This is a genomic window from Bacillus haikouensis (genome assembly GCF_013179555.1).
GTDB lineage: Bacteria > Bacillota > Bacilli > Bacillales > Bacillaceae_B > Rossellomorea > Rossellomorea haikouensis_A.
Genome location: NZ_JABMCR010000155.1, coordinates 1 through 10,319 on the forward strand (window position 1 = coordinate 1; position 10,319 = coordinate 10,319).

The 10,319-nt window shown below is 42.5% G+C and carries 12 protein-coding genes; 6 read left to right on the forward strand and 6 right to left on the reverse strand.

From position 1 onward, the window contains the following. Nucleotides 1-186: 186 nt before the first annotated feature. Nucleotides 187-1,875 (forward strand): arginine--tRNA ligase, encoded by a 1,689-nt coding sequence (gene argS / locus HP456_RS14705; protein ID WP_172252388.1) that lies wholly within the window; start codon nt 187-189, stop codon nt 1,873-1,875. Nucleotides 1,876-1,914: 39 nt separating this feature from the next. Here the strand turns inward: argS and HP456_RS14710 are convergent, their stop codons facing one another. After that, nucleotides 1,915-2,436: a hypothetical protein gene (locus tag HP456_RS14710; protein ID WP_172252390.1), complete on the reverse strand. Its 522-nt coding sequence runs from the start codon at nt 2,434-2,436 to the stop codon at nt 1,915-1,917. 145 nt (nt 2,437-2,581) lie between these two features. Between HP456_RS14710 and HP456_RS14715 the strand changes: the two genes are divergently transcribed. Beyond that, nucleotides 2,582-3,163 carry a YqaA family protein gene (locus tag HP456_RS14715; protein WP_172252392.1) on the forward strand — a complete coding sequence of 194 codons (582 nt, stop codon included), beginning with the start codon at nt 2,582-2,584 and terminating at the stop codon, nt 3,161-3,163. Nucleotides 3,164-3,336: 173 nt separating this feature from the next. Here the strand turns inward: HP456_RS14715 and HP456_RS14720 are convergent, their stop codons facing one another. The 3 genes from HP456_RS14720 to HP456_RS25375 form a co-directional block, all read right to left on the reverse strand. Continuing rightward, entirely contained in the window at nt 3,337-4,239 is a 903-nt protein-coding gene (locus HP456_RS14720) for a diacylglycerol/lipid kinase family protein (RefSeq protein WP_172252394.1), read from the reverse strand. Nucleotides 4,240-4,394: 155 nt separating this feature from the next. Continuing rightward, nucleotides 4,395-4,679 carry a hypothetical protein gene (locus HP456_RS14725; RefSeq protein ID WP_246289079.1) on the reverse strand — a complete coding sequence of 95 codons (285 nt, stop codon included), beginning with the start codon at nt 4,677-4,679 and terminating at the stop codon, nt 4,395-4,397. Between the two features lie 68 nt (nt 4,680-4,747). After that, the gene (locus tag HP456_RS25375; protein WP_312857768.1) at nt 4,748-4,906 is read right to left on the reverse strand and encodes an Lmo0850 family protein; all 159 of its coding nucleotides are present in this window, start codon (nt 4,904-4,906) and stop codon (nt 4,748-4,750) included. Between the two features lie 156 nt (nt 4,907-5,062). Here HP456_RS25375 and HP456_RS14730 point away from each other — a divergent pair, with 156 nt between their 5' ends. The 4 genes from HP456_RS14730 (at nt 5,063) to HP456_RS14745 (ending at nt 8,374) form a co-directional block, all read left to right on the forward strand. Then, on the forward strand, nt 5,063-5,683 hold the full coding sequence (locus HP456_RS14730; RefSeq protein ID WP_172252396.1) for a CAP domain-containing protein: 621 nt from the start codon (nt 5,063-5,065) through the stop codon (nt 5,681-5,683). Between the two features lie 193 nt (nt 5,684-5,876). After that, nucleotides 5,877-6,290 (forward strand): CBS domain-containing protein, encoded by a 414-nt coding sequence (locus tag HP456_RS14735; protein ID WP_172252398.1) that lies wholly within the window; start codon nt 5,877-5,879, stop codon nt 6,288-6,290. 160 nt (nt 6,291-6,450) lie between these two features. Then, on the forward strand, nt 6,451-6,615 hold the full coding sequence (locus HP456_RS14740; protein WP_172252400.1) for a hypothetical protein: 165 nt from the start codon (nt 6,451-6,453) through the stop codon (nt 6,613-6,615). 328 nt (nt 6,616-6,943) lie between these two features. Then, complete coding sequence (locus tag HP456_RS14745; protein WP_172252402.1) at nt 6,944-8,374, forward strand: alanine/glycine:cation symporter family protein; 1,431 nt, start codon at nt 6,944-6,946, stop codon at nt 8,372-8,374. A gap of 78 nt (nt 8,375-8,452) precedes the next feature. Here HP456_RS14745 and HP456_RS14750 read toward each other — a convergent pair whose 3' ends face one another. Together HP456_RS14750 and HP456_RS14755 are read right to left on the reverse strand one after the other, a co-directional pair. Continuing rightward, the gene (locus HP456_RS14750) at nt 8,453-9,562 is read right to left on the reverse strand and encodes an ABC transporter permease (RefSeq protein WP_172252404.1); all 1,110 of its coding nucleotides are present in this window, start codon (nt 9,560-9,562) and stop codon (nt 8,453-8,455) included. Beyond that, nucleotides 9,559-10,319, reverse strand: a 761-nt coding sequence (locus HP456_RS14755; RefSeq protein WP_172252406.1) for an ABC transporter permease, incomplete at its 5' end; no start/stop codon positions are given. The genes HP456_RS14755 and HP456_RS14750, both read right to left, overlap by 4 nt.

The following is a 10,319-nucleotide window of genomic DNA, read 5'->3' on the forward strand; positions in this document are numbered from 1 at the left end:
AGCCTGGTGTGAAACCCGGAATGAAGCGCACTTCTGAGAAGTCTTTCCCGAAACCAGTAGTGAAAGACCGGTTTGCACCGTTAACCTTTGAGCGCCTTCGGGAAAAAAGAGTGGTACCGCGAGAACAAAACTCGTCTCTATATGTAATAGAGACGGGTTTTTTTATTTTATTTGGAGGTGGCAACGATGGATTTAAAATCTGCTTTAGCAAAAGAAATAAAGTCCCAGATCCTTTCATCCTGGACGGAGGAAGATATTTATACGTTAATTGAAACACCTAAGCACACTCATTTAGGAGATCTTGCTTTCCCTTGTTTCAAGCTGGCCGGGGAATGGAAAAAAGCACCCGGCGAAATTGCAGCTGACTTAGCCGGTACACTGTGCTCCCCCCTGTTTACAAATGTGGAGGCAGTGGGTCCGTATGTCAATATACGATTTGATTCCAAGCTTGCCGGCAAGGAGATTGTCTCTTCCATACTGGCACAAGGAGATCAGTACGGGACCCATTCATTTGGAAAGGGTAAAACGGTTGTGCTGGATATGTCTTCTCCAAATATCGCTAAACCTTTCTCCATGGGGCATCTCCGCTCCACTGTAATCGGAAACGCAATTGCCAATTTAGCAGAAAAATGCGGGTATGAAACCGTCAAAATAAACTATATCGGGGATTGGGGGACGCAGTTCGGGAAACTGATTGTCGCCTTTAAAAAGTGGGGGGATGAGGAGAAGGTAAAAGAAAACCCGATTGCCGAATTATTTACCCTTTATAAAAGGTTTCATGAAGAGGCTGTTCAGGATCCCTCCCTTGAAGAAGAAGGCCGTAAAGCATTCAAACTTCTCGAAGATGGCGATGAAGAAATAACCGGATTATGGAAATGGTTTAAAAGTGAATCACTTGAAGCATTTAAAACCATTTATACCCTCCTCGGAGTGAATTTCGATTCCTATAACGGCGAGGCTTTCTTTAATGACAAAATGGAAGAGATTGTAGAACTGCTTCAGAAGCAGGAGCTCCTTGAAATCTCACAAGGTGCCCAGGTTGTGTGGCTGGAGGATGAAACCCTCCCTCCTTGTTTAATCAAAAAGACAGATGGTGCAACCCTTTATGCAACAAGAGACTTGGCAGCCGCCCTTTATCGTCAGCGTGTATACTCTTTCGATGAAGCTCTATACGTTGTCGGCCAGGAGCAGACCGTCCATTTCAAACAAGTTAAGGGTGTACTCGAGAAGTTGGGATTTGAATGGGCAACAAGCATGAAGCACATCCCTTTTGGCCTTTACCTTAAGGATGGAAAGAAAATGTCGACACGTAAAGGGCGCGTCATTTTACTGGAAGAAGTGCTTGCCGAAGCGGTGGCGATGGCAAGTGAAAATATCAAAAAGAAAAACCCAAACCTTAAAGAAGCGGAAGCTGTTGCCCGGGATGTGGGAGTCGGAGCGGTCATATTCCATGATTTGAAAAATGACCGATTAAACGATATAGAGTTTTCCCTTGAACACATGCTTACCTTCGAAGGGGAAACGGGACCCTATCTTCAATACACGCATGCGAGAGCCCAATCAATCCTGAGAAAAGCCGGCACACCCTCATCCTATGCATTTGACGGGCTTGAAGATTCAGCCAGCTGGGAAGTGATCAAACAGCTTCGGCTATTTCCTGAGACAGTGGAAAGAGCATGGAAGAGCCACGCACCTTCCATCTTGGCAAAGTATCTGCTGGACCTCGCAAAATCGTTTAACAGCTACTATGGAAATACAAAGATCATTAACCTTGATCCCGCGCAGGATTCCCGGTTAGCCCTCGTCTCCGCTGCAGCGTCGCTATTGTCACAAGGACTGAACTTGTTAGGTATCGAATCACCGGACGAAATGTAGAAAAGTCAAAAATCCTGTCACTATTTCCCGAGAAATGACTTATCTTTTTTTCATCCTTTTTTCAACACTTAAGAGTATTAGAAATAGACATCCTACTCCCAAAACAATGAAACCAATCACGCCCCATTTCTTTTCCGTCACTTCTTCTTCCGTTATTTTGAGAGTGACGTGTTCAGAAGGGGGCATCCCTTTACCCAGGGACCTTTCTTCACTTCTCTCACCCAACGCAAAAGTACCAGTGCATGTTGTAACCACAAACTTCCCCTTCTCTTTTCCAGCGTAAAAAATGTACTCCCGATCCACTTCAAAACGATAGCTGCAGGATGAACTATCGGTGTAAACATAGACACCGTCTTTGTTTGTCCCTTTCCAAATCTCCATTACATTTACGGCAGCCATTGTCGAATATTCATTTGCATCAACCACACTTCCTTTAAATACTGCATCCGCCTCTTCAAACAACAGTTCCGGACTTTTCTCCACACATTTACAGGCAAAACCGGTCATTGGCAGAACCAGCAAAAACATTAAAACTATGACTCCCGCAGCCAGTCGTTCCAAGCCTTCTCCTCCTTTATTTTCTCGGTTGCTATATGGCAACCAGATAATTCATGACGCTCTCCTTAAAAAATGATATACTTTCTTAAGTTATGAAAAATCGACAAGACGTTTGACAATAATTGCTTGATAATAAAGGAGAACTCTTATGTCTGAACTACTTCACTCTTTTGAAGCCTGGCTGCTCGATTATGGGGTTTGGGGACTGATTCTTGTATCCTTTGCAGATTCATCTTTCTTTCCTATTCCACCAGATGTCCTATTAATCCCGCTTGCAATAGCCAATCCTGAAAATGCATTGCTATATGCTTTATATACCACAGTTGCATCAGTCATCGGTGCGTTATTCGGCTGGTGGATCGGTAAAAAACTTGGACGTCCTATACTGGTATACCTATTCTCTGAAGAAAGGATTCAGAAGGTAGAAGAGTATTTTATGAAATACGGTCCCATGGCCCTGCTTATTGCTGGACTTACACCCGTCCCATATAAGATTTTCACCATCTTTGCCGGTGTTTCCGGAGTTAAAATCCGAGTACTCGTCATTTGGTCGATTATCGGACGAGGCATCCGCTTCTTTCTTGAAGGAGCGATCATATTAGCCCTTGGCGCAAAGGCAAAACCGTTTATCGAAGAAAACTTCACCATGCTGACACTCACAGCGGGCGGAATCCTACTACTGGCTTACATTATCTACCTCGTCATTAGAAAGAAAAAACATACAGTGTAAACTAAAAGCGGAGGCGGGTCGATCAGACCCGACATGCATAAGACGAAACCCCCGGAAAGGCGCTCTTTGCCTTTTTGGGGGGTTTGACTAATGACCTCGAGGGTCTAGATTTAGTTCACCCGTCTTATAAAAACAGAGAGTATTGGAGGACCATACCAATACTCTCTGTTTTTTTATTCATTCTCACCTACAATAAACCGCAGATGGTGCTTCAACACTGCCAACGTATTATTCTGTTCTTCGTAAAGTTCTCCGTCCATATCCACTTTCTCATTTTCCTCTATATGAATCATGGCCTCCGAAGTCTGTATATGGATGATATCATTTGACGGGTCGTTGACTTCTCCTGTGCTTCTTATCATGAAGAATTCCTTCAATAAGGGAAATCCTGTTTTTTTCACCATATATATATCGATTAATCCATCATCAAGTTCGATGCAGGCAGGCAGCGGGTTTGTGCCAATTGAACGTCCATTCGCCGCAAGCAGCATTACGACTTGTTCTCTGTACACCTTCCCATTAGCTGAAATGACTGCCGTCAACAGAGGTGGATCCTGAATGGACTGAAAGGCACTGATATAATAACTGAGCTTGCCGAGTACATTCTTGGATCCCCCATCAATATTATCACTTGTTTTGGAAACCAGACCAGTTCCCCAGAAATTACTGAAATAACGGTCGCCTGCTTTGACGATATCTATATCCTTTTCCCGGGTTGAGTCTGTGATGGCTGCGACGGCTTGTCTCAAATTCATCGGAATATTCAGGGAACGAGCAAAGTCGTTACAGGTTCCCCCGGGAAGGACTGCGACACTGGGTTTCGATGAAAGGCGGGCTAAGCCATTAACCGCTTCATGAACGGTCCCGTCCCCGCCCATGATGATGACCAGGTCTTTTTCATGTCCGATGTCCCTGCAGATCTTTTCTGCATCGCCTTTCTCTTTCGTTTTATGCACAGTCAGTGTATCACAAATATCCAAAAGGGGCGGGGTTACTTCCATCAATTGAGTTTCCAATTCTCCCTGACCTGCTTTTCCATTACAAACCAATAATATCTTTGGATAGATAATAGTCATAACGTCACCTAACTTTACATTAATATCCTTACGATAAAAAAAGAGGCTGACCCAAAAAGATGAATTGATCACCCTTAAAGGATCAGTCCTTAATGAGCCAATCGTCTGATGATTCAAACCTTTAGACTTTCGTTATTCTTGGGTCAACCTCTTTATTAAGCTGTGTTCGAGTCTTTTTGAGGGCTTTGAAGGATTGATCGGTACGCTAACCGCAGACGGCCATTAATATAGCTTTGTCCATCACACGCGATATGCGTGTTTTGCATGCGGTGGATTTCCATTTCTGCAAACATGGATAATGCCCGGGAAACCTGATCCAATGCCAAGTTGACATTGTGAGGATCAGCTGGCTGAGTCCCACTCATGCAGCGGTATGAAATTTCATCTGCCCTCTTTCTGATTTCCTTTAGTGTTTGGACATCAAACAACACTCTCTCCATCCAATTCCCTCCTTTTCACTATGTATTATTATATCGTGAAAAAAAGAGAAATATGCCTTACTTACCGCTTATGAATCCTGTGTTAACGTCTTAGGTAATGGCTGATATTGCTTTAGTGAATGAAGTATCTCCCGTCTGGACTTTGTTTTAGAGATATTGACGCCGACTTTCGATAAACTGGTTATCACCTTTTTAAAGCGATCGTTCTCCTTTACCACGTTATTCACCTCTTCGATTAAATTCGTTACCTATTTGTACGTATGAAATAAAAAAAGGTTTCACTTTATTGTAGATGGTTTTCCTATTCCCCATAAATGAAACAATAATCCTATTTTTTGTTTTTTTAGAAGAATATTTGACTTTGAATTACACAATTTAAACGTATGAAAAAAAAATTAGCGATACTCTTGGTTATAATGTCCCTTGCCCTTGGTCTAAATGGAATCAATACTGCTCAAGCAGCACAAACTTATTACGTTAAGAAAGGGGATACTCTTTGGGGAATTTCCAAAAAGTTTCGAATCGGATTATCCGAAATCATTGAAGCAAACCCGCATATACAAAATCCGGACTTAATTTATCCGAGCCAGGAAATCCGTATTCCGACCATGGAATCTGTAAAGTCCTTCGAAAGGCAAGTGATCGATCTTACAAACCAGGAAAGACAGAAAGCCGGACTTGCTCCTCTTCAATTAGACTGGCAGCTGTCCAGGGTGGCACGCTATAAATCCCGGGATATGAGAGATACAGGTTATTTCGCCCACAAAAGCCCTCAATACGGCTCACCTTTCGATATGATGAAGAGGTTTAATGTACAGTACAGTTCCGCAGGTGAAAATATTGCAGTAGGACAAACAAGCCCGGAACAAGTTGTAAAAGAATGGATGAACAGTCCCGGTCATCGTAAAAACATACTCAATGACACCTACACCTATATCGGAGCGGGATACGCGAAGGGCGGTTCATACGGCACCTATTGGACGCAGATGTTTATTTCTAAATAGGAATCCCGGATATTCAGGGATTCCTTATACTTCTTCAACCTAAACCGCTTCGAATTCATCTTTCAGTGAATTTATTTTCAACTATTCATATACCCATCTTTTTCAATTAACTTCCTTCCAATCTTAAGAATATTGCAGACAAATCTTCAAATAATAAAGATTGTACTGCCACAACAATTGAGGGGGAATTTAAATGAAAGTACGCGATATTATGTCGACAAATGTTGAAGCTGCATCTAATCAGGATTCTTTACAAAATGTTGCCTCTAAAATGCAATCGAAGAATGTTGGTTCTGTACCTGTAGTGGATAACGGACAAGTGGTCGGTATGGTAACAGATCGTGACATTGCCACTCGCGGACTGACGAATGGTACTCAGGATACTGCGTCTCAGGTTATGACCCAAAACGTTGTGACGATTTCACCGGATGCTTCCGCTGAAGAAGCTGCGTCATTAATGTCACAGCATCAGGTACGCCGCCTTCCGGTAGTGGAAAACGGTAACCTTGTCGGAATGCTTGCACTGGGAGATCTAGCAGTACAACAGAAATCTGATCAAAGCGCTGGCGGCGCTCTTAGTCAGATCTCAGAAAACGAAACGAGATAGATGGTTCGATGCACGATCCAAGAGGCCGAATGCATTCGGCCTCTTGTTTTACGTTCCCACGATACGACAATTTTTTCACATATATGCAGGATTTTCTTGTTTTTCCGAGAATATCTTTATTTATGGAATGGTTATGAATGTGAAGATTGGAGGTACAGGGATGAGTCGTTCAGCTTATTATCGAAAAGAAGTAAGGAATTATAAGTGGGAAAGCCGCAGGAAGGTTTTTGTAGACGGAATACTTGATTTCTTATTTATGCTATTTGGCATTTCCATGATTACAGGAGTACTATTATTTGTTTTAAGCTACTGGAACTACTACTAATCCCTCGGCAGATTATTAATTACACTTTCTTCATCAAAATATGAAAAAGCCTTTCCGATGCCATAGAAAATATCTGTGGCATTTTTATTTTAAAAAATCATTACTTTTTATTCTTTTTTTAACTATTCCAGAATAGTTTCCTATCAATTCGTCCCCCCTTCCTTACCTGATTGAAATCTTTATAAACCCTTATTTACTATGACAACATATTTCGAAACCCTAAATAGTCGACTGGTAAAAATTTAATATTCAGATAATTACTTGACTTCTGTTCCTAATTTTCAGATAATAACAACCGTAACCGATTCAAATTTTCGAGGGGGTTATTATGGAGATTTTAAACAACTTAGTCAGCGAAGCAAATTCATATTTATGGGGTTATATCTTAATCGGTTTACTGATAATTTTAGGGATATACTTTACGATCGGTTCGAAATTCGTCCAAATCCGTCATATTGGGGAAATGTTCCGATTACTAGGCGATAAAGATGTTCAGAAGGCAGAAGGTGAGAAGCAGATTTCATCTCTTCAAGCATTCTTTATTGGAGCAGGGACTCGAATTGGTACAGGTAATTTAGCTGGAGTAGCCATTGCCTTAGCACTTGGAGGCCCTGGAGCTGTCTTTTGGATGTGGATTGTAGCGGTACTTGGAGGAGCCAGTGCCTTTGTGGAAAGTACGCTTGCCCAAATTTATAAAGTGAAAGATAAGGTTGGTTTCAAAGGCGGTCCCGGCTACTACATGGAGAAACAATTAGGGAAACGCTGGATGAGTTCGATTTTTGCAGTCACGATCCTGCTATCTTTCGGTACAACATTCAATGCTGTCCAAAGTAATACCATTTCTGTTGCATTCAATAATTCTTTCGGTATTAACACACTATTAATTGGAATTGTACTGGCCGGATTAACCGCACTGGTGATTTTTGGCGGGGTTAAGCGTATTGCCAACTTCTCATCCGCAATTGTGCCGGTAATGGCAGGTTTCTATATCATTCTGGCACTATTTGTGGTCATCACGAATATTACTGAAATGCCGCAAGTGTTCGCGCTCATTTTCAAAAGTGCGTTCGGGTTTGAACAGGTAGTCGGGGGAGGTATCGGCGCTGCCATCATGAACGGCGTGAAACGCGGTCTGTTCTCAAATGAGGCCGGTATGGGTAGTGCGCCTAATGCCGCAGCGACAGCCTCTGTGTCCCACCCGGTAAAACAAGGTTTCATTCAAGCACTGGGTGTATTCTTCGATACCCTGCTTGTATGTTCTGCAACGGCATTTATCATCCTGACCTCCGATGCTTACTCTTCGGGAGTCACGGGTATTGAACTTTCTCAAGCTGCAATGTCAGAACATTTCCAATCATGGGCAGGTATCTTCCTTGCCATCGCGATCTTTACATTCGCTTTCAGTTCAATCATTGGAAGCTATTACTACGGTGAGGCCAACCTTCCATTTATCAGTAAGAGTAAAACTGGTCTGCTTGTTTACCGCTTCATTGCATTAGGAATGGTCGTATTCGGTTCTGTGGCAAGCCTGGATATCGTATGGAGTCTGGCAGATTTCTCAATGGCTCTCATGGCCATTACAAACTTGATTGCCATCGGGATTCTTGCCCCTATTGCTTTTAAGGCGCTTGACAACTATATGGAACAGCGCAGGCAAGGATTGGACCCTGTATTCTACGCAGACGATATTCCTGGCTTAAAAGGAGTGGAAAGCTGGCCGAAACGAGAAGAAATGCGGAAGAAAGCGGCTAATGAGTGAATGCCATTAATAAAGGTAAAGAACAGGCTCCCTCAGCAGGTGCCTGTTCTTTTTTCGCTCTTCAAAATGAAAAGCCAACTAAATATGCCGTTTTTCCATGAAATTAATTCCGATTCCCATCATGAGAACTCCCATTAGTACTAGGATTGAAACAGGCAGCATCAATTGCTCCATTCCCCACCCATTGATGGTCGCTCCCTTTAATGCTTCCATTCCATAAGTGAGCGGCACTACTTTAGACAATGCCAAAAGCACCTCCGACTCAACGATTTCAAGCGGCCAGTAAGCACCTCCGATCATTGCCATGCTCACCGCAACGATCGGGATGACTGCATTGAAATGCTGTACTTTTTTAACAAGTCCAGTGATCAGCATTGAAAGGGCCACTATGGCAAATACATAAGGAATCAGCAGAAGTAAAACGATATAAAATCCACCGTAGAATTTCACTTCCGTTATATAGCGGAAGACGAAAAAAATCAATGCCAGCTGAATATAACCGAGTATAAAGCTGTATATCAGGTTTCCGGCATACATTTCCCATTTGCGTATCGGTGAAAGAATCATCCGGTCCCATACGCCTTCCCTCTTTTCATAGAGAATGGATGCCACATTATAAGCAATCGTATAGATGACGAAGAACAGCGAAAAGCCAAAGAGTGATTGCAGTTTAGGATCATACACAAACGTATCACTGCCTTTGAATGATGATTGCTTTATTGAAAATACGGGCGATGATTCTGCCTCGGAATACCATGAGTCTACTTCTTGTGCTTGTATGCCTTTGGATTCTGCTGATGCTTTCAACGATTCTTTTTGGCCAACCTCCCCATATGCTCTGCCCGCCACTTGCTGCAGTAATGAGGTTGAACCGGTGCGTGAAGAAATAATGATAGTAAACTCTCTTTCTTTTATGATCAGTCCGCCTTCTCTCTTTCCTTCACTCACCAACTCTTTCAATTTATCCTGTGTGACTTCATGAAACTGGAAGGCCTCGGCTTGTGTTAACTCTTCTACTATCAGATCCGTCTGATCAGAATCTGCAACCACACTATAAGGGATGGAGATCTTATTTTCTCCGCCCTGGCTTGTAAAGTAAGCGAACATGACACAGACAGCGGTCATGATGACAAACAGCCAGGGATTACGAAGGAACATTTTCATTTTCGCAAAGAGGATTCCCTTCATTTCGCTGTACCCCCTTCCTTTGGAAATAGTAAGACAGCCAGAATGAGAATAATGATACTGAACAATAACAACATGAGAATTTCAGTCTGTATACTTGATAAAGGATAGCCCTGAAATAGTTTGAAATAAGCTGTCATTCCCGCACCGTTCGGGGTAAGATTGCCTATATTCCGCATAATGTCAGATGAGAACATTTCGCCAAAGCTTCCTCCTACAAAGGCAAATATCGTTACAATCACCGTGGAGAAAAAGTTGGAAAATTCCTCAGAGTTTGCACGATAATTCAACGACGTGAGCAATGCACCTATACTGCCTACAGCCAGACTGAGTGCAATGGTCACGAGTAAAAACGAACCTAAATCCGGCCACGTCACACCGTAAAAAATAGCGCAGATCCCAAAAAGGATACCCAGTTGAAGGGCAGCGAGAATAATAGTGGTCAGCAGAATACTGGCAAAGTATTTCCAGATTGAAACATTCGCCAGTATCATACGGTCAAACACATGGTCTTCTTTTTCCTGATAAGCGAATGACCCCATATTGGATGCAATGTATAAAACGAACATGACGCTCATGCCTACTGCATAATAGGTGATTGAAGTGAGAGGCTCACGATCTTCTATATTTGAGACCTTTCCTTTTATCGCGGTATCCATAGTGTCAGCACTCAGAATAGAATCATTGGATGCACCAATTTTGGCAGCAAGGGTATATTGTTCTTGAAAACTTGTGAGTAAATCTTCTGCGAGATTGGAAG

Coding starts and splice junctions, on each gene's coding strand:
- argS (WP_172252388.1), top strand. CDS start 187: ATGGATTTAAAATCTGCTTTAGCAAAAGAAATAAAGTCCCAGATCCTT.
- HP456_RS14730 (WP_172252396.1), top strand. CDS start 5,063: ATGAAAAAAAAATTAGCGATACTCTTGGTTATAATGTCCCTTGCCCTT.
- HP456_RS14740 (WP_172252400.1), top strand. CDS start 6,451: ATGAGTCGTTCAGCTTATTATCGAAAAGAAGTAAGGAATTATAAGTGG.
- HP456_RS14720 (WP_172252394.1), bottom strand. CDS start 4,239: ATGACTATTATCTATCCAAAGATATTATTGGTTTGTAATGGAAAAGCA.
- HP456_RS14745 (WP_172252402.1), top strand. CDS start 6,944: ATGGAGATTTTAAACAACTTAGTCAGCGAAGCAAATTCATATTTATGG.
- HP456_RS14735 (WP_172252398.1), top strand. CDS start 5,877: ATGAAAGTACGCGATATTATGTCGACAAATGTTGAAGCTGCATCTAAT.
- HP456_RS14715 (WP_172252392.1), top strand. CDS start 2,582: ATGTCTGAACTACTTCACTCTTTTGAAGCCTGGCTGCTCGATTATGGG.
- HP456_RS14725 (WP_246289079.1), bottom strand. CDS start 4,679: ATGGAGAGAGTGTTGTTTGATGTCCAAACACTAAAGGAAATCAGAAAG.
- HP456_RS14750 (WP_172252404.1), bottom strand. CDS start 9,562: ATGAAGGGAATCCTCTTTGCGAAAATGAAAATGTTCCTTCGTAATCCC.